This window comes from Pseudoalteromonas sp. SM9913 (assembly GCF_000184065.1).
GTDB classification, from domain to species: Bacteria; Pseudomonadota; Gammaproteobacteria; order Enterobacterales; family Alteromonadaceae; genus Pseudoalteromonas; species Pseudoalteromonas tetraodonis.
On sequence record NC_014803.1, the window covers coordinates 565,283 to 588,656 of the forward strand.

At 39.1% G+C, this 23,374-nt stretch carries 19 protein-coding genes; 14 read left to right on the top strand and 5 right to left on the bottom strand.

The genetic code is table 11. The features are described 5' to 3' along the window. Positions 1-59: 59 nt before the first annotated feature. Both PSM_RS02660 and PSM_RS02665 read right to left on the bottom strand, forming a co-directional pair. Positions 60-2,216, bottom strand: coding sequence for a TonB-dependent receptor family protein (locus tag PSM_RS02660; RefSeq protein WP_013464087.1), 2,157 nt, complete (start codon positions 2,214-2,216; stop codon positions 60-62). A 244-nt stretch (positions 2,217-2,460) separates the two neighbouring features. Continuing rightward, complete coding sequence (locus PSM_RS02665; protein ID WP_013464088.1) at positions 2,461-3,318, bottom strand: LysR family transcriptional regulator; 858 nt, start codon at positions 3,316-3,318, stop codon at positions 2,461-2,463. A gap of 126 nt (positions 3,319-3,444) precedes the next feature. Here PSM_RS02665 and PSM_RS02670 point away from each other — a divergent pair, with 126 nt between their 5' ends. From PSM_RS02670 to PSM_RS02715, 10 genes are all read left to right on the top strand, one after another. Next, positions 3,445-4,035 (top strand): hypothetical protein, encoded by a 591-nt coding sequence (locus PSM_RS02670; RefSeq protein WP_013464089.1) that lies wholly within the window; start codon positions 3,445-3,447, stop codon positions 4,033-4,035. A 136-nt stretch (positions 4,036-4,171) separates the two neighbouring features. Further along, the gene (gene gcvT, locus PSM_RS02675) at positions 4,172-5,254 is read left to right on the top strand and encodes a glycine cleavage system aminomethyltransferase GcvT (RefSeq protein WP_013464090.1); all 1,083 of its coding nucleotides are present in this window, start codon (positions 4,172-4,174) and stop codon (positions 5,252-5,254) included. 77 nt (positions 5,255-5,331) lie between these two features. Then, positions 5,332-5,721: a glycine cleavage system protein GcvH gene (gcvH, locus tag PSM_RS02680; RefSeq protein ID WP_013464091.1), complete on the top strand. Its 390-nt coding sequence runs from the start codon at positions 5,332-5,334 to the stop codon at positions 5,719-5,721. A gap of 151 nt (positions 5,722-5,872) precedes the next feature. Next, the gene (gene gcvP, locus PSM_RS02685) at positions 5,873-8,764 is read left to right on the top strand and encodes an aminomethyl-transferring glycine dehydrogenase (RefSeq protein ID WP_013464092.1); all 2,892 of its coding nucleotides are present in this window, start codon (positions 5,873-5,875) and stop codon (positions 8,762-8,764) included. Positions 8,765-9,926: 1,162 nt separating this feature from the next. Beyond that, the gene (locus PSM_RS02690; RefSeq protein ID WP_013464093.1) at positions 9,927-10,904 is read left to right on the top strand and encodes a retron St85 family effector protein; all 978 of its coding nucleotides are present in this window, start codon (positions 9,927-9,929) and stop codon (positions 10,902-10,904) included. Next, positions 10,901-11,845, top strand: a complete 945-nt coding sequence (locus PSM_RS02695; protein WP_013464094.1) for a retron St85 family RNA-directed DNA polymerase — start codon at positions 10,901-10,903, stop codon at positions 11,843-11,845. The genes PSM_RS02690 and PSM_RS02695 overlap by 4 nt, the downstream gene beginning before the upstream one ends. 221 nt (positions 11,846-12,066) lie before the next feature. After that, a complete protein-coding gene (locus PSM_RS02700; RefSeq protein WP_013464095.1) occupies positions 12,067-13,041 on the top strand; it encodes a transposase in 975 nt (324 codons plus the stop codon). Between the two features lie 540 nt (positions 13,042-13,581). Further along, positions 13,582-13,908 carry a hypothetical protein gene (locus PSM_RS02705; protein ID WP_013464097.1) on the top strand — a complete coding sequence of 109 codons (327 nt, stop codon included), beginning with the start codon at positions 13,582-13,584 and terminating at the stop codon, positions 13,906-13,908. Between the two features lie 206 nt (positions 13,909-14,114). Next, positions 14,115-14,543, top strand: a complete 429-nt coding sequence (locus PSM_RS02710) for a hypothetical protein (RefSeq protein ID WP_013464098.1) — start codon at positions 14,115-14,117, stop codon at positions 14,541-14,543. 11 nt (positions 14,544-14,554) lie between these two features. Continuing rightward, positions 14,555-15,583, top strand: a complete 1,029-nt coding sequence (locus tag PSM_RS02715) for a hypothetical protein (protein ID WP_013464099.1) — start codon at positions 14,555-14,557, stop codon at positions 15,581-15,583. Between the two features lie 508 nt (positions 15,584-16,091). On the opposite strand, the gene PSM_RS02720 is transcribed toward PSM_RS02715, so the two are convergent. Continuing rightward, positions 16,092-17,294: an IS256 family transposase gene (locus tag PSM_RS02720; RefSeq protein ID WP_013463204.1), complete on the bottom strand. Its 1,203-nt coding sequence runs from the start codon at positions 17,292-17,294 to the stop codon at positions 16,092-16,094. 149 nt (positions 17,295-17,443) lie between these two features. Here PSM_RS02720 and PSM_RS02725 point away from each other — a divergent pair, with 149 nt between their 5' ends. From PSM_RS02725 to PSM_RS02730, 3 genes are all read left to right on the top strand, one after another. Further along, a complete protein-coding gene (locus PSM_RS02725; protein ID WP_013464100.1) occupies positions 17,444-18,013 on the top strand; it encodes a CPBP family glutamic-type intramembrane protease in 570 nt (189 codons plus the stop codon). 197 nt (positions 18,014-18,210) lie between these two features. Continuing rightward, complete coding sequence (locus PSM_RS18560) at positions 18,211-18,351, top strand: hypothetical protein (RefSeq protein ID WP_013464101.1); 141 nt, start codon at positions 18,211-18,213, stop codon at positions 18,349-18,351. A 168-nt stretch (positions 18,352-18,519) separates the two neighbouring features. After that, entirely contained in the window at positions 18,520-19,569 is a 1,050-nt protein-coding gene (locus PSM_RS02730) for an AI-2E family transporter (protein WP_013464102.1), read from the top strand. Between the two features lie 138 nt (positions 19,570-19,707). Here the strand turns inward: PSM_RS02730 and PSM_RS02735 are convergent, their stop codons facing one another. Further along, a complete protein-coding gene (locus PSM_RS02735) occupies positions 19,708-20,445 on the bottom strand; it encodes a DUF4198 domain-containing protein (RefSeq protein ID WP_013464103.1) in 738 nt (245 codons plus the stop codon). A 247-nt stretch (positions 20,446-20,692) separates the two neighbouring features. Here PSM_RS02735 and PSM_RS02740 point away from each other — a divergent pair, with 247 nt between their 5' ends. After that, entirely contained in the window at positions 20,693-22,801 is a 2,109-nt protein-coding gene (locus tag PSM_RS02740; protein ID WP_013464105.1) for a TonB-dependent siderophore receptor, read from the top strand. Positions 22,802-22,842: 41 nt separating this feature from the next. Here the strand turns inward: PSM_RS02740 and PSM_RS02745 are convergent, their stop codons facing one another. Then, a complete protein-coding gene (locus PSM_RS02745; protein WP_013464106.1) occupies positions 22,843-23,223 on the bottom strand; it encodes a hypothetical protein in 381 nt (126 codons plus the stop codon). Positions 23,224-23,374: the final 151 nt, after the last annotated feature.

Here is a 23,374-nt window from a genome sequence, read left to right on the forward strand (position 1 = left end):
AAAAGCCGAGATTGATTTAATCAACCTCGGCTTTTTTGTACTTTTAAGTTAGCACTTTATTAAAAACTGTAAGAGTAGCCCATTTGTACTGAACGTGGCTTACCAGGTTGAATACCGCCATTTGCACGGTTAGCAATGTAGGTTTTATCAAACAAGTTATCTACGCTTAGGTATACTTTTTGGTTTTCGTCGATTAAGTACTTAGCAGCTAAATCCCATACAACACGGCTATCAATCGCATTTAAGCCTGAGTTAGTTAAATCAGCATGTGCATCAGACACGTAACGTATTTGGCTATTTACCACAAAGTTATTCACTTCTGCGCCAAACGATAAAGCAACCTGGTTCTCAGGTACGTAAGGCATTGCATCGCCTTTTTCTACTGAGCCCCAAATTTCTGAATCAAACGTGTTTTTAAATTCTGAATCTGTGTAGGTGTAAGTTAATTTTACTGGGAACGCAACCGATGCAGTATTAAACGTTCGACCTGCGCTAAATTCAAAGCCCGATACTTCTACTTCACCGTAGTTGTATTGGTCACCAATGTTATCGTCATTACAACCTACTGATGCAGTACAGTTACCATGCATATTGTCGTAATCAGAGTAAAACGCAATTACTTCACCGTTAAAACCGCCCGCATTAAAACGAGAGCCAAACTCGATGTTGACGCTCTCTTCTTCGTCTTGGTCGGCATTACCCGGTGCTGCAGGGGCGTAACCTTTTTGAATACCAGCAAGTAACGTAACATTGTCGTTAAGTGTGTAAGTAGCACCTAAAGACGGTACTAAAATTTCAGTATCGTTAGAGATATCTTTCGTTAAGCCTAGGCTACGGGTTGGATCTGACTTAGCCCACTCTTCACGGGTAATAGTTATGTCTTCATAACGAAGACCAGCACTCACTATTAATGCATCCATTGTCCATTCGTCTTGAATAAATAGCGTGCTTGCTTTTGCACTGTCTAAACGGTTGCTGTTAGAGCCTGGAGCGCCTTGTGAGGTAAGAGTCATGCTTAAATCTTGATTAAGCGTGTATTTGTCTTCCCACTGGAAACGATCCATTTCATCTTCGTGGTAACGTACGCCAACCGTAATGTAGTGAGCGCCCGCTGGGATGTGTAATTCAGACTGCACACCTTTTGCTTGGTAGTCACGGTTATTGGCTTTAACACCGATGTTTTCAATACCCGCAGCTGTTGGGTTTGCTTCAAACTCGCTGTATTGCTCAAGTGTGCTTGAACCAACACTGCTTGCTTTGTACCAGTTACGGTGGAAGTCGTTTAGATAAGCGGTTGCTAAAACTTCATAACCTTCACCAAAACGGTATGCATAGTTTACTTGGTATGCATTATGGCGAGTGTTCATTTCATCATTTTGTGATGCTGCGTAACGACGGTACGGGTTTTGTTGGTAATCGGCATCGGTTAAACCCATGTAAGTTTCGTCTGATGTTTCTTCAGAGTACTTTAATTTGAACTCAATGTTATGCGCATCGTTTTCACCAAAGGTATGGCCAAACTTTACCAATACATCGTTTTTTTCAAAACCTGTGTTGTCATCACCTACTGGCAATTCTTTAAAGCCATCAGCGCCGTAAGAAAACACTTCAATTAAGCCTGCAGTGTTGTTTTTTTCTTTTGCGAAGTAAGCGTGACCTTTGTAGTAACCATCGCTACCAAGGGCAGCATCTAGCATGCCTGTTGAGCTATTTGCTTCAGTTGGTAGGCTGCGAGAAAGTAAATTTAATACACCACCGGTAGTGCGCGGGCCATATTTAACTGAGGCAGCACCTTTTAATACTTCAATAGATTCCATACGGCCCATAGTTGGGAAGTAGTAAGCCGATGGCGCAGAGTAAGGAGCCGGAGCAACAAGTACACCGTCTTCCATCACAGAAATTTTGTCGTTACGACCAGTACCTGTACCGCGCATACCAATATTAGGGCGCAGGCCGTAGCCATCTTCTTCTTGCACGTATACACCTGGTACAGATGCTAATACGCGAGAAATATCGGTAAATTCGAATTTTTGCAATTCTGCATCTGAAATAAACGTAGCAGATCCTGGAATATCGTTAATAGCGGCTTGTGAGCCAATAACGGTAATTTGTTCAAAGTTACGCTCAACTTTGTCGGCATCTTTTGCCATTGCTGTTGTGTTCAAAGACAGCGCAACAGCTGCAGTTAACGAAGAAACTAAAAATTTATGTGACATTGATTACCCTAAAAATAGTTCAACTACTGAAATTGGCGTAATTTAAACATGTTAACGAATGAGAATCAATATTATTAAGTTTTACTATAATTTACATCTGTCGTAAAAACAGGCTGTTTTTATAACATTTTTAACTAGGTGTTTATTTTTGTTTTATAAAAACAGGGATAATGTATTGGCTGGTGGCGGTTAATTTAACCTGAACGCTGCTTGAGATAGATTTATTATTCAGAGTTCAGGTTATTTAAGCCGTGGGGTAACCTAAGCGCAGCTTAATAAACTCAGCGAGTTTAAACACGGCGTTTTCAGGTTCGCGGGCAGTTTTAACTAAACTAATGCCAATGCTACCGAGCGCAGGTAAATTTTTAGTGTGTAATTGATAGGTTAAATCGTTCGGCACCGTACTTCTTGCCAATACAGTAATACCTAAACCTTCTTTTAATGCCGCAATTAAACCGGTTAAATCGGCGTTGCTGTAAACAATACGGTATTTAATACCTGCTTTTTCAAGCGCTTGGGTTGCTCTGCGTCGGTAAATACAGCCCTCAGGCGCTGTTACTAAGGTAACGGTTTCATTTTGCGCCAGTGAAAGATCGCCAACCCACACTAATTGGTCTTGAATAAAAATAGGGAATTTTTCTGAATCAAGCTGCTCATTTAGCGCCAATACTAAATCAAATTGATCTTGGCGCTCATCCGAAAGTAAGTGTTTACTCAAACGTGACTTCACTTCTAACGATACATCAGGGTAGAGCGCCACAAAGTCGCCAATAATAGAAGGTAAAATACGTGCTGCAAATTCGCTAGGGATCCCTAAGCGCACTTTACCAGTGACACTTTCGGAGGTGAACAACTGTAAAATGGCATCGTTATGTTGCACCATTTGTTTTGCCATAGGCAGTAACAGTTCACCATATTGATTAAGTACTTGGCGTTGTCCCTGCTTTTTAAATAATTTATAGCCTAATAAGTCTTCTAAACGTTTTACTTGTAAGCTTACCGCCGGTTGCGAAAGGCCAAGTAAATCGCCTGCTTTGGCAAATCCACCTACCTCAACCACCATAACAAATGTGCGTAAACTGTCGGTTGAAATGTTTTTCATATTTAAAATTACTATTTATATGGCTATATATATAAGTATTATTTATCAATTGATAAGTAATTACAATTTGTTGTTGTAAGCCTTGCGCAATATACTTTTGCTATTAAAGATAGATAGGTATTTGTTATGACTTTTAACCCGATAATGTTTGCCCGCCATAGCAACGCTAACAGCGCGGTTATTAATGCCTTACAAGCTAATAACAGCCACGTTGTTATTGATTTTAGCGGCAGTGAAGCATCGGTATTTTTAAGTGCTATTTTAGGTCATGACCTCACCAAACTAACCGCCAGTGGCTTTGGTTTTAAAGGCACATTGGATGGCGATTTAAATTCTGATTTTAGCTACGCCGTTTACTACTTTAGCGAAACCGCCTTTAGATTTGTACTCTCAGTAAATGCCAGCTTGCAATTACAAGCACTCATTAACGAGCAACAGCTTAGGTACGATATCGACTTTGTGGTACGCACCGATTTAGCAACCTTTACCTTAACCGGTAGCAACGCCTTTGATACCTTAGTTGATGCGTTTAAATTAACCCCTGGCTTACGCCTTGCTGATGCGCAGCTTTGTTATGGCGCGCAAAGTGGCGAAGTGTTTGTTACCGCGGTAGATAAAAACAACGAGCAGCAGTTTATAGTGATTGCTAAAACGCCTACGCTTGATAAGTGGCAGCAGTATATGCAGCAACAAGGCTTTAGTGTTACTAACACCTAAGCTGTTTAATTCGTTAAACATATTTTTGTTAAAGATTACAATTTGGTAGGCGTATTAATGGCTACCATGTTATTCCCCCTCATTCAATTGAGGCCACGCCCACACACATGGGTTAATTTAAAAGTGAAGGAATATTATGACTTCTAAAACAGTATTACATGCAAAGCACCTTGAAGCCGGCGCAAAAATGGTTGATTTTCATGGCTGGGAAATGCCAATTAACTACGGTTCACAAATAGAAGAACACAACGCCGTACGTAACGATGCGGGCATGTTCGACGTATCGCACATGACCATTGTTGATATACAAGGCGAGCAAGCACAAGCATTTTTACGCAAGCTTGTGGCTAACGACGTTGCTAAATTAACAGTACCTGGTAAAGCACTCTACACCGGCATGCTTAACGAGCAAGGTGGTGTAATTGACGACTTAATTATTTACTACTTTAGCGAAACATTTTATCGCTTAGTGGTTAACTCAGCGACCCGTGAAAAAGACCTAGCACATTTAGCTAAGGTATCGAGTGACTTTGCAGTAACGGTTACTGAGCGCCCAGAATTCGCCATGATTGCGGTTCAAGGCCCTAATGCACGCGCTAAAACTGCCCAGGTTTTAAACGCAGACCAGCAAGCTGCAGTTGAAGGCATGAAGCCATTTTTTGGTGTTCAAGCCGGTGATTTATTTATTGCTACAACAGGTTATACTGGCGAAGACGGTTACGAAATTGTAGTACCAAACGAGCAAGCAGCCGATTTATGGCAGCAATTGCTTGATGCCGGTGTAGCGCCTGCGGGCTTAGGCGCGCGCGACACACTACGTTTAGAAGCAGGTATGAACCTTTACGGCCTAGATATGGACGAAAGCGTATCACCACTGGCAGCTAACATGGCATGGACTATTGCATGGGAACCAGAAGATCGTGACTTTATTGGTCGTGATGTTTTGGTAAAACAACGTGCAGAAAAAAGTACTCACAAGCAAGTAGGTCTTATTCTTGAAGAAAAAGGCGTACTACGCAGTGGTTCTAAAGTAATTGTTGATGGTGGCGAAGGTGTTATTACATCTGGCACATTCTCACCAACATTGGGCTATAGTGTTGCATTAGCACGTGTGCCACGTTCAACCGGCGACACAGCTCAAGTAGAAATGCGTAAAAAATTAGTTAACGTAAAAGTAGTTAAATCGGGCTTTGTACGTAACGGTAAATCAATAATCTAAATAATTTGGTTATACCAGTAAATAGGTCACCCTCATTTATTGGTATTCTCCCAATCTAAACCAAAGGATGAAACAAAATGAGCAATATCCCTAGCGAGTTAAAATACGCACCTTCACACGAGTGGGTTCGTAATGAAGGCGACGGCACTTACACTGTTGGTATTTCTGAGCACGCCCAAGAGCTGCTTGGCGACATGGTATTTGTTGAATTACCAGAAGTTGGCGACGTAGTCGATGCAGGCGAAGACTGTGCAGTAGCTGAGTCAGTAAAAGCGGCGTCAGACATTTACGCACCAATTAGCGGTGAAGTTGTTGCTATTAACGAAGAGCTAGAAGATTCTCCAGAAACAGTAAACAACGACGCTTACGGCGACGGTTGGTTATTCCGCATTAAAGCATCTGACGAATCTGAAGTTGATAACTTGCTCGACGCAGAAGGCTACGCACACACTATTGACGAAGAGTAATCGTTAATTAGTTAAAAGCCCCTCTATTTAAAACATTGGGGCTTTTATGATTTTACAGCTTATTACCATACCCAGTAAGTTGCCAAATCATCACATATTTTAATCAATACTAGTTACCCATTAGTATTTAGGATCATAGGAATCTGGACACATGTCAAACGCCAAATCTCTTGAACAATTAGAGCAAAAGCAAGATTTTATTCGCCGCCATATTGGGCCAAGCCCAGCGCAAGTAAACGACATGCTTAGCGCTCTTGAAGTATCGAGCGTTGAAGAGCTGATCGGTCAAACTGTACCTGCTGGTATTCGTCTTGAGCAAGGTCTTAATATCGGCGAAAGCCGTACCGAAGTTGAAACACTAAGCTACTTAAAATCAGTAGCAAGCAAAAATAAAGTTTTCAAATCGTATATTGGCCAAGGCTACCACCCAACTCACGTACCGCACGTAATTTTACGTAACGTACTTGAAAACCCGGGTTGGTACACAGCGTACACACCGTATCAGCCAGAGATTGCACAAGGGCGTTTAGAGTCACTATTAAATTTCCAGACTATGACCTTAGACATTACCGGCCTAGATTTAGCAAGTGCTTCACTGCTTGACGAATCAACTGCTGCAGCCGAGGCAATGGGCCTTGCAAAACGTGTATCTAAAGCTAAAAAAGCCAATGCGTTCTTTATTGCCGACGACGTACACACGCAAACCATTGGCGTAGTGAGCACCCGTGCAGAGCAATTTGGTTTTGAAATTATTGTAGGTAAAGCCGCTGATGCCGTGAACCACGACATTTTTGGTGCGTTATTTCAATACCCGTCAACATCAGGCGAAATTGTTGATATAACTGACCTAATTGCTGGCGTACAAAGCAAAAAAGCGATTGCCTGTGTGGCAGCCGATATCATGAGCTTATTACTGTTAAAAGCACCAGGTAAATTAGGTGCAGATGTAGTACTTGGCTCTGCTCAGCGTTTTGGTGTGCCAATGGGTTACGGTGGTCCACATGCTGCATTTTTTGCAACACGTGATGCATACAAACGTTCATTACCAGGGCGTATTATTGGTGTATCAAAAGACCGTTTAGGTAACGATGCACTGCGTATGGCAATGCAAACCCGTGAGCAACACATTCGTCGCGACAAAGCCAACTCAAACATTTGTACTGCGCAAGTATTACTAGCGAACATGGCGGCGTTTTACGCGGTATACCATGGCCCGCAAGGCTTAAAAACCATTGCACAACGCATTCACCGTTTTGCTGATATTTTAGCAACTGGCTTAAAAGCAAAAGGCGTGGCACTTAAGCACACTACCTGGTTTGATACATTAACTGTTGTTGATGAAAACAAAGCTGACGTGATTGCCCGTGCTGTGGCTAAAGGTGTTAACTTTGCTGCTAACCATGCAGGCGAGTACTCAATTTCAGTATCAGAAACCACAATACGTGCAGACATTGCCGAGTTATTTGATATTATTTTAGGCGAAGGCCACGGCCTAAGCGTAGATGCAATTGCTGCGGATGTTGAAGCAAATGGCAGTGACTCTATTCCTGCAAGCCTAGTGCGTGATGATGAAATTCTAACGCATCCAAACTTTAACAGCTACCACAGCGAAACAGACATGCTTCGCTATATTAAGCGACTTGAAAACAAAGATTTAGCGCTTAATCACTCTATGATCTCGTTAGGTTCATGTACCATGAAACTAAACGCGACCGCTGAAATGATCCCAATTACCTGGCCTGAATTTGCAAACCTTCACCCATTCTGCCCGCTAGACCAAGCAGAAGGTTACCAAATAATGATTAACGAGCTACACGATTGGCTAGTTAACATTACCGGTTACGACGCGGTTTCATTGCAACCAAATTCAGGTGCACAAGGTGAATACGCAGGCCTTATCGCAATTCGTAAATACCACGAGTCACGAGGGGATGCGCACCGTAACGTATGTTTAATCCCAAGTTCTGCACACGGTACTAACCCAGCTTCGGCACAAATGGCCAGCATGAAAATTGTGGTTGTTAACTGTGATAAAAATGGCAACATCGATATGGAAGACCTAAAAGCGAAAGCTGAAGAAGTCTCTGAAAACCTATCATGTGCCATGGTAACGTACCCATCTACCCACGGTGTATACGAAGAAACGATTCGTGAATTATGTGAAATTGTTCACCAGCATGGTGGCCAAGTTTACATGGATGGCGCAAACATGAACGCGCAAGTAGGTGTTACTAGCCCAGGCTTCATTGGCTCAGATGTGTCGCACTTAAACTTACATAAAACCTTCTGTATTCCACACGGTGGCGGCGGCCCAGGTGTTGGCCCAATTGGTGTTAAATCGCACCTTGCGCCATTTATGCCAAACCACAGCGTAATTAACGTACCAGGTACTAATGAAGGAAATGGTGCAGTATCGGCAGCGCCTTACGGCTCTGCAGCTATTTTACCTATTTCATGGGCTTATATTGCCATGATGGGCTCTGAAGGCTTAAAACAAGCGACAGAAATGGCGATTGTAAATGCTAACTACTTAAGCAATGAGCTCAGCAAGCACTTCCCAATTTTATACCGTGGCCGTAATAATCGTGTTGCTCACGAATGTATTATTGACCTACGCCCATTAAAAGAAGCCTCAGGCATTACTGAAATGGACGTTGCTAAGCGCTTACAAGATTATGGTTTCCACTCACCAACAATGTCGTTCCCAGTAGCGGGCACATTAATGATTGAGCCAACAGAATCTGAGTCTAAGGGCGAGATTGACCGCTTTATCGAAGCGATGGTATCGATTAAAGGTGAAATCGATAAAATCATTTCAGGTGAATGGTCTATCGAAAACAACCCACTGGTATTTGCACCACACACGCAAGCCGATGTGCTAGGTAATGAATGGGATCGTGCGTATGACCGTTTTTACGCTGCCTTCCCAGTACCAGCAGTTGCTAAAGATAAGTTCTGGCCAACGGTTACGCGTATCGATGACGTATACGGCGACCGTAATTTAGTATGTTCATGCCCAGCGGTTGAGACTTATCGCGACTAATTTTTGAACTTTAATTGGTAGTAAGTTCCACTGTAGAGTTGGAATTTATTGAAATTATAAAAGCCGTTGCAGTAATGCAACGGCTTTTTTGTGTGTGGTGATTCGCCATAAATTATATGGGGTAGGTTGGGTAGAGTGAAACGAAACCCAACGATTCTCCAATATCATTACCATCCCCCAAACACGTAAATATGCATTGTTTGTAGGCCGTCCTTTAGGCATGTGTGATTTAACACAGGAATAATAGGTATCACCGTAGGCGCTGAGCTTGCTGGCGTGCGTGGTTTGTAGGTTGGGCTTTAGCCCAAAAGTTGTATCACCTTGGCTGATTGCTTTTATTGCTAACTTTTGCCTGGATAAATCCGTGACCTAAATTAGAAACCTTATTCAAGGTTTTGTCGCGCTGGCGACGGCAGCCAAAGAGGGGTATAGATTTTCAAATTTTACTCTGCTGCAAATAATTCATCCTTGAAGCTGGGTTACTGTCGGCATCCATGCCTCCACTTCCTCATACTGCGAAGCTGCGCTTCGGTTATTCGTCACCTCCCAGCGCACCCGAGCATCACGCTTAATCCTTCAAATAATTAACTGATGTGAACGTAAACGGCGAAGATAGGCCATCTTTCACATCCCTGTACGCTCCCCAGTTCAGCCATCCATGGCCTCTCGTTCAAAGCTGCGCTTTTCACCCATGGCCTAGTTTCGCCTTATCGCGCATCCATGCGCGACATTACTCATCAATTGCTTATTTTCAGGGCGTAATGACGGGGAAGGGTGTTAAACGTGAAATTGGTGTTTAGTTTGACAAGAAGTAATAGCTGAACTTTAGTACTCTGGTATGAGAGAGTATGAAGTGGATTTAAATACTCTTTAGTTAATATATTTTTGTCATATTTTCAAGCTAAAACATTGAATAGGCTTTTTTGCTGATGTACACTTTCTTTACTCTTTACGCGTGGGATAACGCACAACAGTTTATCCTTGTCGGGCGATTAGCCAGACACTATTTTATTGAAGGTATTTAGGGTTGCGCTAAAGCACTTCTCTAAAGATCCTTCGTTCCTCAGGAGCGTTAGAGAAGTCTTCAGCGCATCCTCTAGGTAGAGAGAACTAAAACGGCCATGATGGCCGTTTTTTTTAATTCAAGGGACAACGCCAGCAAATGAACTATGATGATACGCTTATCGAAGAATTTGAGCGTTTCGACTTCTCCAATTTTCAAGTATTGTATCACCCGCCTAGAGTTTTTGTATGTGGTGGAGAGTACAATACTGGTAAGCTAGTTCCGGCTAGCATGAGAGATCGTATAATTCAGTATTTTGAGTTAAACGATGACGATGATGAATATCGCTTATTATCAAAATCTTGTGTTATGGCTGAAGACTTCAAGGACTACTTTAAAGATGGTGCGTACTCAGATTTAATGGTATTTGAAGATGACATTGCAAAAGTATCAACCTTGATTATTATTTGTCTAGAAAGTCCAGGTTCATTGGTTGAACTTGGTTTGCTTTGTAATAACAGCTATTTGTCTAAACGCCTTTTGGTAATAGCTCCTCAATCAGATGTTGAAGCAAAAGATTCTTTCATTTATTTAGGACCGTTAAGTAGCTTAGTTGAAAGAGACCCTTCATCAGTTCTAATCTACCCTTGGCCAAACAATGAACTTCAAGAATATGAGCATATTGATTTAATTGCTGGTGATATTAAAAATAAACTGAGAAACACTAACAAAACTTCAAAGTTTGATATTAAAAACAGTGCTCATATTGCATTTCTAATACATGACATAATACAAATTTCAAGTCCTATAAAAATAACTGAAATTGAATTAGCATTAGCTTCTATTAATGTTGATATAAATGAAAAGTTTATTCATCGATTGTTATTCCTGTTAGAAAAAATCAACTTAATTAAGTTTACAACATATAGTAATGTTAACTATTACTACGCATGTAATGACGAAGACAGAAGAATAAAATTTGGGAGGGCAAAAGATAACTCTAAACGAGATGAAGGTTCTATCAAAATGTCGATACGAAGATCATTTATTCTTGATGAAAATGAATCATCTAAAAAGAGAAGGTTGGCTTTAAAACAAATTAGCAATATTAAAAGGGCTCTAGGGGGAGCGCAATGAATATTATCGAACGTATTAGTGAAGATTTGTTAATGCCAGAAAAAGAGTTGCTAAACTTTTCTTCAACAGCCCCCAGGCGATACAAGAAATATACTATTGCTAAAAGAAATAGCGATGAAAGAAGGTTAATTGCACATCCATCAAAAGAAGTTAAATTTTTACAGCGATTGCTCGTAACACATTTGGAGGATAAGTTAACCATTCATGCTAGCGCTAACGCATATGTAAAACAAAAAGGTATTAAATCAAACGCTTTAGCCCATAAAGATAACCAATATTTATTAAAAATGGACTTCAAGAACTTTTTCTTATCCATAACTCCGAGTATTTTAATAGAGCAAATGCTAGCTTTTGGTATAGGTTTAGATGATCGAAACATTGAGTTTATATCAGGAATTCTATTCTGGAAGTTAAGGAGAAATAGCCCTTTAAGATTAAGCATTGGTGCCCCAAGCTCACCATTTATATCGAATGTTATTATGTATAACTTTGATAGATTAATAGAAAAAGAATGCAAGGTCATGGGCATAACTTACACCAGATACGCTGATGACCTCGCATTTAGCACTAATATTAAAGATATTCTATTTGAGATACCTAAGTTAGTTAAAAATACGCTAAAAAAACTATATGGTTCTAAAATCAGAGTAAATACAAAGAAAACCGTTTTTTCATCGAAGAAATTTAATAGACACATTACTGGAATAACATTAACTAACAATAACTTATTATCCATTGGTCGAAAAAAGAAAAGATTCATATCCTCTCTTGTTCATAAATATACGCTTGAATTGCTGTCTGATGAGGAAATACTTCAACTTAAAGGGCTACTATCTCATGTGAGTAATATTGAACCTTTGTTCATTGGTAGGTTATCAAATAAATATGGTACTAATATAATGACTGATTTAGCTCCAAGTAAGTTCTTCATAGGAAATTAAATATTTATACACCTCAAAAAACCACTGGAAGCCAAGGTCTCTCCCATTAGAAAGTTCTGGTCAAACAGGCAGCTGTGTTTTCTTGATCTTTTTATTCAAAAACCAATTGTTCTTACTTTTTAAACTCACTTTAAATGTAGCCAAAAATCAAAGGGGTCAAGTCTTGACTTCAGACATCTAAGGTCTAGATTTATAGTTTACAGCTTATTGAGTGAATCGCTATGTCTAGGCCGCTGCGAATAGAGTACGAGAACGCATTTTATCATGTGATGAATCGCGGAAGAGGGCGTGAAAATACCTTTTTGAGTGATGACGACTTTAAATATTTTTTATATTGCATTGAGCAAGCAAGCCTTCGATTTAATATTGAAGTGCATTCATATTGTTTAATGACCAATCATTACCACCTGCTAATAAAAACTCCCGATGCTAATTTAGGCCGAGCCATGAAGCATATTAATGGCCTTTATACTCAATACTTTAATAGAACACATAATACAGATGGTGCGCTGTTTAGAGGACGCTACAAAGCTGTGTTGGTGGATGCTGATAACTACTTATTGCATGTTAGTCGGTACATTCACCGTAACCCAATTGAAACGAGTACACCGTTGGTAGAAGACCTTGCTAAGTATAAATGGTCTAGCTATTCAGCTTTCATTAAAAGGGTAGCGACGCCTAAATGGCTCGTTCGAGATTTTATATTTTCACTGCAAGGCAAAAAGCGTAAATATGCTGCTTATAAACAGTTTGTTGAATTTGAAAATAATAAAGAAATAAGCGCTTTTTATAGTGCTAAAAAGTTGTTGTCGGTTTTGGGTTGTGAGGACTTTATTGAAAACATAAAAGACTATATTGCCAAGTCAGATAGCGAAAGAAAGCTTGTTACTAAAAAGCACTCAGCAGATGATGTAATTGCTTACTTAGCTCAACACTTTAATGTTGAAGTTGATGAGATTATAACGGTTAAAAAGGGGCGAAAAGAGAAAAACTTACCACGCTGGTTTGCTATTAAATTATGCCAAGATTTAACGGGATTAAATTTGCAGGCTTTAGCAGCTGTTTTTAATGTTGAACACTATTCGGCAATATCGAAAGCTGTCGGTAGGTTGAATACATTAATGGTTGAAGATAAAAAGGTTAAATTACAATACGGAAAACTTCGAGATTGTTTGATGTCTGAAGTCAAGATTTGACCCCATTTGGTTTTGAAGTCAAGATTTGACCCCATTTGGTTTTGGAAGTCAAGATTTGACCCCATTTGGTTTTGATAGGGTTGAGGCAAGCGAAGCTGGAGGTTATTCTGGAGGGGGGGCAGGCGAGTTAATATATGAGGTTGTTGAAAAGTAATGGAGCCTATTAAGTTGTGGTTTTTAACTCTGTTTCTTACATCTGCGGGTCTTTTCTTTTTTATAATATTACCAATTTTAATAGCTATAAAAGATAAAAAAAACACGGTTGATAGAGGATGTTCTAGATGATGGAAATCGTTTTTACTCATTAAATATCATAACTGCTGGTAGCGGAGCATTGCACTACGGTTCTATATTTCTATTCGATTGGTATGCTAGACGTTATAAGGTAATAGAGGAGAGGGAGAAAGTACCCAAAAATTTGCAGATGTGGTTTAAGCTTTATTATATTTTGTTTATAACATTTAGCCTTATGTTTTTATTAGCATGCTTAATGGCCTACTTTGTTTAGATTGACTACTTTTCTTCTTTGTTGATTAAATAATGGATTTGATATTTTTTGGTGTTGGCTTAAGTGTTATTTTTATCATTCTTTTACCTTTAGCTTTTTATTTAAAAGCAAAAAAGCTCAGAACGGTTGAAGATATTTTAGAGCATGGAAATCGCTACTATTCCCTAAATATTTTTATGGCGCTTCATGGTTTACTTCATTATGGCAGTGTATTTTTATTTGATTGGTATGCAAAACGGTATAATTTATTAAGTGATAGAGACAAGGTACCAGCTCACGTCTCGAGATTATTTAAAGTGTATTTTGTAATTTTTATGCTTTGCGCACTATTAATGTTTTCATCTGTACTCTTTGAATAAAGACTTAGATTTTAAAGAGCAAAGGACTAAATAAAAGGAAAAAAGGTCAATGGATGAGCTTGTTAGGTCTCTTTTGGTCTATATAAATAAACTCCGTATTTTGACAAAGTAGTTTTGAGTGAGATTTAGTAACTCTATTTCAAAGGTGTACATTAATTGGGGAAATATATAATATTGTTAATATCTAATATTAAACGGATTTAATTATGGAAGAAGTTACATTTTTTTCAGAAAATAAAGTTAAAGAAAAATTACAAGTACATTTTGATGGCCTGCAAAACCAACAAGTATTATATGGAAAGAAGGTAGAAAAAATATTTAAAAGAAAAAATTGCACGTATATATTCTTTACCTCCGATGATTCTCCATACGAGGAGACATTATATATTACTTTGATTGATTCAAAAGGTGAGGTTATTGAAAGTGTTGAACTCTCGAAGCCGTATTCTCCAGGGATTTTGAAAGATTTAATAATTAAAAATGATCAAACGATTGAATTCAAATTTTGGGGGGATTCGATAAATAATTTAATTATTGCCGACAAAAAAAAAGTGCATATTTCTCATGCAATACCTTCAAATGGCCTTCGTTACTCAAATAAATTATCACCAAGTTATCTAACAATAAAAGATTAAGGTTTACAAACATGGACTCGTTTATTTCTGACAAAGATGTAGAAACTAGTATTAGGCAAATGGAAGTAGCAGCAATTAACTTTGGTAGTCGTTTCATAAATGATTCAAAAGTAAGGGCGCTATATATGGAACAGACAAAAAAAATGTCTTTGGAATTAGTTAATGCTTATAAGACTGGAGTCATAACACCTAAACAAGCTGCTGTAGCTGCGAATGAAATGCGAAATGAAATCATGGCTGTCTCTCGCAGTAAAACTAGTGATATTGGTAAAGCTAAGGTTGTTAAGTTAAAGGCCAGTGGTTTGAATTTAGAGGTATTACTAGATAAATATGCAAAAAGCCAGTTCGGTAAAGGTTTTGGCGAGCTAAATGAATCAGAAGCTTCATCTATTTATAAAAAGATAGTTCAAAGTGCAGGGAAGGCAAACCCTAACGTTAGCGCCAAAGCAAACAACTTAGGCAAAGCAGGGCGAAGCTTATGGGTACTTTCTATATGTATCGCAGTTTATAATATTAGTAGTTCAGATAATAAACTCAAAGCGGCAGGACGTGAAGCAACTAACATTGGAGGTGGCTTTGCTGGAGGCGCCGCTGGGGGCGCGACTGCTGGCATCTGGTTTGGGCCTATAGGTGTAGCAGTAGGTGTTGTTGTTGGTGGAGTTTTGGGTTCTATTATATCTGATCAAGTATATATTGAACTTGCAGGCCCAGATGGGGAGTTTGCCAGAAGCTTTATACCTCGCTTTACTAATGTTTTTTCTACTAATGAGAATAAAATGGCGAGTGCTTTAATTACTGAGTGTACATATGAATTAGATAAGGTAATGGCTGTTTTTATACAGTTGAATGATAAGTATTTTACAGATGTTGATGACATAGCAATTGCTTATATAGAGTTGATTAGAACAGGTAGGTATCCTCTTATTAAGCAAGCTCTATCACTAAATAAAGCTCTGAAAAATTATCTTATTCAGATACTGGGTAGCGGCTGGACATCGTCTTCTGAGAAAGAATGCATAAGGTACCTTCGCCATGTTTAGTTACAGGGTCTAATTTAGTCAAACAGTGCTTTTTCCATTTGACCTAAATACCTCCTTATAATATTGAGGAGGTTAAAATATCCAAACATATTCTGAATATTCAGTAGAAAACCAAAAGCCGAAGGGCGGCCATTGAAAACCTCTGGTCAAGCAGGGATGTTTGTCTTTGCCTTGAATACAATACGACATATCCAGCCTTAATATACCCATCTTAAAGACACATAAAAGTATTAATTGCTGTAAACACCCTGTTTGTACCTAGAGTGCTTACCTCTTTTATAACTAATTGTTTAACAGTACCTAATTTAGGATTAGTATTAGGTACTACTTAAAACAATAATAAAATAAGTGCTAGAAATAGCCTTTTATAAAAGAGGTATTCATGGAAGATCTATTTATAAGTTTATTTGCAAATGTCGGCGTTATATTACTTTTAGTTTTGATATTAAAAGCAATTAAAAAAGTTGATTTAAAGAGGGCGTTCAGAATTCTGTGTCAGCCTAAGTTGCTAAATATCTAGCACACCATCTAACCTACCTTCGAAGTGGATGGCCAATTGCGACAATGTCAGATTCCAATTATGGATTGGCATTGTCCATTTCTTCGAGGCATTCAATATGCCTGCATACAATAATTTCATCAAGCTGTTTTCATTAGGGAATGCTCCCTTAGTCTTGGTGAGTCGTCTAAACTGACGATGTACAGCTTCAATTGCATTTGTGGTATAAATAGCTTTACGCACGTAATCTGGATACTTGAAGTAAACCGACAGATTGCCCCATTTACGACGCCAAGACTCGATAACGATAGGGTATAACTTGCCCCATTTGGCATCTAATTCGGCGAGAGCGGCTTCTGCTGCATCTTTAGTGGCTGCCTTATAAACGGGTTTCAAGTCAGCCATAAACTCTTTTTGGTGCTTTGAAGCAACATACTTCATCGAATTACGAATTTGATGAATAACGCACTCCTGCACTTCGGCGTCAGGATAGATTGTTGCTATTGCTTCAGGGAAACCTTTTAGTCCATCAACACAGGCAATTAAAATATCGGATACACCACGATTATGTAAATCTGTTAATACTGATAGCCAATAGTTAGCCCCTTCACTTTCAGAGATATATAAACCAAGTAACTCTTTGCGGCCCTCGATATTGACACCTAGTACGGTATAAATAGCCTTACTCACGTAGCGCCCATTTTCTTTAATCTTATAATGAATGGCATCAAGCCAGATAAACGGGTAAAGCGTGTCTAAGCTGCGCGCTTGCCATGCTTTAAGCTCTGGTATCAGTTGGTCTGTTACGGCAGTGATGGTGGCCTCTGATACCTCAACGCCATACATATCCTGTATGTGGCCTCGAATATCTCGGTAGCTCATACCTAAAGCAAACATAGATAGGATTTTCTCATCAATTTCAGGCGTTAACTTGGTTTGGTTCTTTTTAACAAACTGAGGTTCAAACGAACCTGAACGATCTCTGGGCGTTTCAAGTTCGAATTGACCTATGGATGACTTAACTGTTTTTTTGGTTGAACCATTTTTACGGTTAACTTCGGTCTCAGATTCTAAATGCTGCTCTAATTCAGCTTTAAGAGCCGCTTCGGTGAGTTGTTTAATTAATGGTGTTAGAACACCGTCTTCGCCAGTAAGGCCTTTACCAGCTTGAAGTTCAGCTAATGCTTTGTTGAAGTCGAAAGATTGAGTCATGTGTCACTCCTGTTTTCTTAATAATACTGAAATGACACAGATTTCTAAACACTACCGATTTAAATCTAATGTGGTCTTTGATTTCGTTAGGTATTTTAGTTTGCTACTTTTTTGCTTTGTTTAAAGGTGGAAAGGTTATTCTCTTGGATATGCTTTTTCCTGATATGTCGTGGAATTGGTCTGGAAAAGTAGCGGCAATAATCCTTTGGTTAGTCGTACTATTAGCTTTAGTTAAATTTAAAGCTAACTTTCGTATTGCAGATGCTGGTTTTACTTTTAAGCAAAATGAAAATTCTATAAAACCCGCTTTTACAGTTATGTGCTTGTTTATCATTTTACAGATAGTTGTATCACTTTTTTGGAGTGGTGAACCTAGTTACGATTTAGAAACCTTACTTTATCAAGCAACAATGCCAGGCTTTGATGAAGAGCCTATGTTTAGAGGGATTCTTTTATTTTGTATATCTTTGGCAATTATATCTGAACGCTACAGTTTAGGTGGTGCGTCAATTAACATTGCAGGGTTGCTCTTAGTGGTGTTATTTGGACTAGTTCATGGCGTTATGTTTAATGGTGGAGAGTGGCACTTTTCTTTCCCCGCTATTTTATTAACAGGTGGCTACGGTTTTATTTTGCTTTGGCTAAGAGAGCGCACAGGGAGTTTGGTGTTCCCTATTTTAGCCCATAATAGTGTTAACTTTGTTGGGCAGCTAATTTAATTAAAAGTTTAATTTAAAAGAGATAAAATCTTATTTAAGTTTTATCTCTTTACCAAGAGTTCTCAAGGAAGGCTCGTTTTGCAAGTGACATTAGAAAGTTCCATTCAAGCAGGCAGCTGTGTTTTCTTGATGTTTTTATTCAAAAACCAAGTATTGTTACTTTTTCAACCAATTTAAATATGGCTATGGACCTAGTAATGGCCTCGATTGGTGAGAATATGCGCTATGGCTTGGGTAAAGAACGCCCTATGAATTTGAGCCTTTGGTTATCGGCTCTGTCATCGTTTAGTGTCAGTATTATTTTTAGCCACATTCACGCATTCAGCCATATCAATTGAGCCTGTAAGCGGTGTCTTTCCTTCATAACAAAACGAGCCGTTTTATATAGGAGACTGTTAAAAAAGCACTAAAACTGATAAAACTGTACTTTGCAAAATTTTAATTGCATTGAATGTATAGGCATTAACTTTATTAAGTGCATGCCATACCAAGCAAAGGGAGAAGCAATGAGCTCTGATAGCAACTATATTCGCAGACTATTAGCAACCATTGGCATTACAGCTTTAGCAATAGGCTTATTTATGCTGCTGTGGCAATTATCGTATGTGTTATTGCTTATATTTGGCGGGATTTTATTTGGTGTTTTTTTAATAGGGCTTGCGAGTCTGTTACAGCGTTGGCTACCTTTACCCAGATGGGGACTGGTAATGCTTGTTACTGCTACCGTATTGGGGTTATTAATACTTGCTGGCTACTTGGTTGGCCCTGCTATTATGGATCAGTTGTTACAGCTTAGAGAGCAAATAACTGGTGGGGTAAAACAGTTAGAAGGTTACTTGAAGGGTAAAGAGTGGGGCGAGGCTCTGCTTCAGTGGGCGCAAGGGCAATGGCAACAAGCACCACTTTCACCAAGAAAGCTGATGGGGGAAGTTTCCGGGGTCTTTTCTACTTTATTTGGTTCACTTGCTGATATATTTGTTATTTTATTTATTGGTTTTTACCTCGCACTGCACCCTGAACCTTATAAAAAAGGGTTACTATTTTTATTTCCAAGTGATAAACGCAGACGCATAAATGAAGTAATGCACAGTGTATATTATGCATTGAAGTTATGGTTAATGGGCCGTGCAACATCAATGATTGTGGTCGGGCTTTTAACCGCCTTAGGTTTGTGGCTTATTGATATGAAATTGATAATGGCGTTGGCATTGCTTGCGGGTTTGTTATCATTTGTGCCATTTATAGGGCCTATTGCCGCTTTGATACCTGCGGTATTAGTCGCGTTACTCAATAGCCCAACCCAAGCTGCGTATGTACTAGTCGTGTACGGTGTTGTACAAGTGCTCGAGAGTAATGTAATAACACCGTTTGTACAAAGAACAGCTGTTGCATTGCCGCCAGCAGTTATGCTTGGTGGGCAATTATTGATGGGCGCTATGTTTGGAATTCATGGCTTAGCGCTTTCAACGCCGTTGTTAGTATCAATTATTGTCACTGTGCAGATGCTCTATATACGGAATGTTTTAAAAGAGAAAATCCAACCATTAGGGCAGTGATACGTTAAAGAAAGTGGCAAGTTATATAAATATAATTTGCAACTTTTTATGCCAATTAATTAACAAGTTACTCTTGTGTAGCCAACATAAAACATATTGGTTAGATGGCTGTTTAATGTTGAGCGGCGAGGTTTGATTTTATTCTGCAGCATGGGGTAAAACAAATGAGAGTGTGGCTAAATGCTCTGTTTTATCAAATACATTTAAATTTGTGCTTTTTTCGTCATAGATTGCGGCTACTACGTTTAAGCCTTGGTTACGCAATGGCAATGTGACCAAGCCGTCATCATTACTAACTATTGGCTCTTGATCTGGGTCGTTTACTAAATCATTGATTACTTTAGCGCCTTGAACCGCTTTGCTATTGAAAGTTATGCGGTAGCTGACTATTGCGCCTTTTTGATCTGAAAATTCGTTACCTACAGGTAGGATTTGTAATTGCTGATTTTTAAGTTCAGGTACTTGGGCAAGCGGGCCACGCAAATGTACTGCGTACTTTTTAGTATGTTCGCTTAATAGTGCATTGGGGATTTCATCTCGACCTTTAGCAAACCATTCACCTTCTTTTGTTTTACTCCATAACCCATTATCGAGCATACCAGTAACCGCATAAACGCTTTTATCACTTAGCAGCATCATAGGCCCTGATTCAATAAGTTTTACGTTTTTTAGTTGCCAGTTTTTACTATAGCCAGTAATGCTTTTAATTTTATTTTGTCGTTTTACGGTATCTAAATCTTGTGCGCCTTCGCCATATATAAAAGCTACCTGTGATGAGCGCTCTGCAAACCATATTGCATGAGCCTGTGCTTGTTCGCTGTATGCGCTTGATATTGAAGTGACTAATGCCATGCAGGCGAAAGGTAATATTTTCATTTTTTTCTCTAAATTTTAGGAGGTATTTATTTTTCGATGTTGAATACGTTTAAATCAAAAATAAAAACAACCCCTAATAACTTTGTAAAATTTGTTGCTGTAGGGTAGCTCTTTTTATTCTGTTTGTATATTATTGCAAATAACAATTATTACCATTTGCATTTCGTGCTTGTTTAATCGGCTCTAGTTAAAAAATTTTTTAGTGAAAACTTAACCGATTAAGCTTGTATGATATCTAAGAGATAGAATGAACTTAATAAATCGATACCAAATATCAGCCCTAACAATTGCTATAAGTACCATTTTAGCGCCTTCTGTATACGCAGCTTCAGCATCAGATAACATTGAGAAAATAGCGGTTTCGGGGGTTAGACAAGCTTTTCGTGGCGATGTGCCTTTAAGCGAGCAACCACAAAGTATTGAGTTTATATCAGCAGAAAACCTCGATGACGCAGGAGTGACTACACTCACCGATATATTTGATTTAACGCCGAGTATTTCTGAACAAAATGATTTTGGTGGATTGTGGGAAAGCTTTGCAATACGTGGGTTAGTAGGCGATGAGAATATTCCTTCAGGCTTTTTAATTAATGGTTTTTCATCGGGTCGAAGTTTTAGTGGTACCCGCGATACTAGCAATATTGATTATGTAGAAGTGATGAAAGGGCCTGGCTCTGCTCTTTATGGCCGTTCTGAGCCTGGCGGTACTATTAATATCATCACTAAAAAGCCACAGTTTGAAGAACAAGGCTCTTTGAAAATATCTGCAGGGAGCTGGCAAAGTTATCGCGCTGAAGGCGACTACACTAATGCAATTAATGATCAAGTTGCTTTTAGAATAAACGGTGCAATTGAAGATGGTGAGGGTTTTAGAGACTACCACGAAAATAAAAAAACAGTGATCACACCTTCAGTTCTTTGGTTAATATCCGACACAACAAAATTAAATTATGAACTAGAATATGTTGATCAGAGTGTGACGTTTGACCGTGGTATAGTTGCTCTAGATGGGAAGATAGACGCATTACCTATTGAAACGTTTTTAGGTGAGCCAAGCGATGAACCAACAGAGGTTGATGCGATTTCTCATCAACTGACCTTTGAGCATCAAATAGGGCAATGGTCACTTTTAAATGGGCTTAGCTATAGCGATTCTAAATTTATAAGCGAATCGAGTGATGCTGAACTCGCCCCTAGCAGGCAGCTTTATTTTACTGATGGCGAAACCTTAAGTCGGCAACATAACGAGCGTGATTTTCAAACTAAAAACATCTCAGCGCGCACTGAGCTAAGTGGTAGCGTTACTGCTGCTGGGTTTACCCATCACTTATTAATTGGCGCAGATGCCAGCAAGTTTGATTTTGACAAACTCTGGTACAGATACCGCCCTACGCTTGAAGATACGCGCTATGCAATCAATATGTATAACCCCGTGTATGGGCAAACAGCACCCGAAGGCTCACTTTTATTTAACAGCACTGAAGTACAGCACAGTTACGGGGTTTATATTCAAGATCAAATCGACATCACTGAGCAGTGGAAAGTACAAGTAGGCGGTCGTTATGATTGGTTTGATCAGCAAATAGATAATCACATTAATCAAAGTCAGTCTAAAAGCAATCAGAGTACATTTAGCCCACGAGTAGGCTTGGTGTATGCTTACTCAGGCGACATACAGTATTACAGCAGTTACTCGGAAGGTTTTAGGCCAAACAGTGGTTACGATATAAATGGTGATGCATTTGAGCCAGAATCGACAACCTCTATTGAGGCGGGTGTTAAATTTAGCACCGATACCCTAAATGGTAGCTTTACAGTATTTAGCGCCGAAAAAAGCAATATGTTGACCACAGATTTGCAAGCAGGCGTGTCGACGGCGTTAGGCGAGGTAACTAGCGAAGGCGTTGAGTTTGATTTACACGGTTATATTACAGAGCGCACCTCATTTGATTTTGCCTATACCTACACCGATGCAAAAACAGCAAACGACACGGTTAATACAGATTGGTGGGTAAAATTACCAAAAGGTAGCCCTTTACTTAATATTCCTAAACACAGTGCAAATGCGCGTATTAAAAGAGAATTAAATGATTTAATCGATTTAAATGCGACCGTTGGTATAGCTGTTCAGTATGAGGGGGAACGCTTAGGTGAAACCATAGACCCTACGTATTACTTACCTTCGTATACGTTGGTGAATTTGTTCGCAACTTACAACGTTAATGAAGATGTGATGGTACAAGTGAACATTAATAACATGCTTGATAAAGAATATTACTCAAACTCTTACTCTGCAATTTGGACTCAACCCGGTGAGCCTGTTAATTATAAGCTGAGCTTAAAATATAGCTTTTAATTTATCCTTGGGGCAGGCTTAACGATGCTTGCCCCATCACTTTATTCAGGCTGTGCACCTGTTCCAAGTAAAGTGTCAATATAAGCGAGCTCTTCGCTAAAAATACCACTAATGAATGCAGATTGTTCAACTTTTATAGCGTCATCGGGTTGGGCTTTGTAGCTTTGCTGGCATCTGATAAGTTCACGGGTTAACCACGGGCACTCATTACTTGCAGTGTTTATAGCTGCTTTTAAAAAAGAGGGCCATTTGATTTTTTGTAAATTAAAGCGATAGAGCATTACAGCGATACAGCCATAGGCTTGTTGTTCTTGTGATGGTGGGTTATCACTCGTTACTACGTCGCTGTTTAACAGTTTACTGTTGATAAGTGCTTGTTGCAGTGCGACCTGTTGTGATTGACTTAAAAAGCTTGTTGTCATAATGCGTGAGTAGCCCTGGTTACAATAGAAAATAGCATTTTGTATTAAAGGCTAAGCAAGGCGTTTTATGACTCATGCAGCACCGAAAAAATGCAACAACAGTGATAACAAAATTGGCCTGACTCTTTACTGAATTATTAAAATACAATTG

Bases quoted from the DNA above. Each gene is read 5' to 3' on its own strand.
- PSM_RS02715 (WP_013464099.1), top strand. From the start codon at position 14,555: ATGGACTCGTTTATTTCTGACAAAGATGTAGAAACTAGTATTAGGCAA.
- PSM_RS02690 (WP_013464093.1), top strand. From the start codon at position 9,927: ATGAACTATGATGATACGCTTATCGAAGAATTTGAGCGTTTCGACTTC.
- PSM_RS02700 (WP_013464095.1), top strand. From the start codon at position 12,067: ATGTCTAGGCCGCTGCGAATAGAGTACGAGAACGCATTTTATCATGTG.
- PSM_RS02695 (WP_013464094.1), top strand. From the start codon at position 10,901: ATGAATATTATCGAACGTATTAGTGAAGATTTGTTAATGCCAGAAAAA.
- PSM_RS02725 (WP_013464100.1), top strand. From the start codon at position 17,444: ATGCTTTTTCCTGATATGTCGTGGAATTGGTCTGGAAAAGTAGCGGCA.
- PSM_RS02745 (WP_013464106.1), bottom strand. From the start codon at position 23,223: ATGACAACAAGCTTTTTAAGTCAATCACAACAGGTCGCACTGCAACAA.
- PSM_RS02660 (WP_013464087.1), bottom strand. From the start codon at position 2,216: ATGTCACATAAATTTTTAGTTTCTTCGTTAACTGCAGCTGTTGCGCTG.
- gcvP (WP_013464092.1), top strand. From the start codon at position 5,873: ATGTCAAACGCCAAATCTCTTGAACAATTAGAGCAAAAGCAAGATTTT.
- PSM_RS02720 (WP_013463204.1), bottom strand. From the start codon at position 17,294: ATGACTCAATCTTTCGACTTCAACAAAGCATTAGCTGAACTTCAAGCT.
- gcvT (WP_013464090.1), top strand. From the start codon at position 4,172: ATGACTTCTAAAACAGTATTACATGCAAAGCACCTTGAAGCCGGCGCA.
- PSM_RS02670 (WP_013464089.1), top strand. From the start codon at position 3,445: ATGACTTTTAACCCGATAATGTTTGCCCGCCATAGCAACGCTAACAGC.
- PSM_RS02740 (WP_013464105.1), top strand. From the start codon at position 20,693: ATGAACTTAATAAATCGATACCAAATATCAGCCCTAACAATTGCTATA.
- PSM_RS02665 (WP_013464088.1), bottom strand. From the start codon at position 3,318: ATGAAAAACATTTCAACCGACAGTTTACGCACATTTGTTATGGTGGTT.
- PSM_RS18560 (WP_013464101.1), top strand. From the start codon at position 18,211: ATGGCCTCGATTGGTGAGAATATGCGCTATGGCTTGGGTAAAGAACGC.
- PSM_RS02735 (WP_013464103.1), bottom strand. From the start codon at position 20,445: ATGAAAATATTACCTTTCGCCTGCATGGCATTAGTCACTTCAATATCA.
- PSM_RS02705 (WP_013464097.1), top strand. From the start codon at position 13,582: ATGGATTTGATATTTTTTGGTGTTGGCTTAAGTGTTATTTTTATCATT.
- gcvH (WP_013464091.1), top strand. From the start codon at position 5,332: ATGAGCAATATCCCTAGCGAGTTAAAATACGCACCTTCACACGAGTGG.
- PSM_RS02710 (WP_013464098.1), top strand. From the start codon at position 14,115: ATGGAAGAAGTTACATTTTTTTCAGAAAATAAAGTTAAAGAAAAATTA.
- PSM_RS02730 (WP_013464102.1), top strand. From the start codon at position 18,520: ATGAGCTCTGATAGCAACTATATTCGCAGACTATTAGCAACCATTGGC.